The organism is Dellaglioa sp. CoH-56-MRSF-11, assembly GCF_056782135.1.
On record NZ_JBXAYE010000046.1, the window covers coordinates 1 to 372 of the forward strand.

The window sequence follows — 372 nt, forward strand, 5'->3', positions numbered from 1 at the left end:
AACTAATAAAACGCGGTGTTTCTCGGCTTATTGCTTAAAAATTTAATAAATATTATCTAGTTTTCAAAGAACAAATTCGACAATTAATATTGTCAATGGAGCCTAACGGGATCGAACCGATGACCTCCTGCGTGCAAGGCAGGCGCTCTCCCAGCTGAGCTAAGGCCCCATAATGGGTATTTTATTAATTGGTAAATGGGCCTAAATGGACTCGAACCATCGACCTCACGCTTATCAGGCGTGCGCTCTAAACCAGCTGAGCTATAGGCCCGTAAACGCTTTTGAGAGTAGATCTCTCAAAACTAAACAAATTTTCGACAAGTGTGTAGGTTTCCGTAATATTCCTTAGAAAGGAGGTGATCCAGCCGCAGG

Annotated in this window: 2 tRNA genes; both read right to left on the reverse strand. The window is 42.7% G+C overall.

From position 1 onward, the window contains the following. Window positions 1-96 precede the first annotated feature (96 nt). Window positions 97-169, reverse strand: a tRNA-Ala gene (locus tag AC1RPT_RS07765). Window positions 170-196: 27 nt separating this feature from the next. Then, window positions 197-271 (reverse strand) — tRNA-Ile (locus tag AC1RPT_RS07770). Window positions 272-372: the final 101 nt, after the last annotated feature.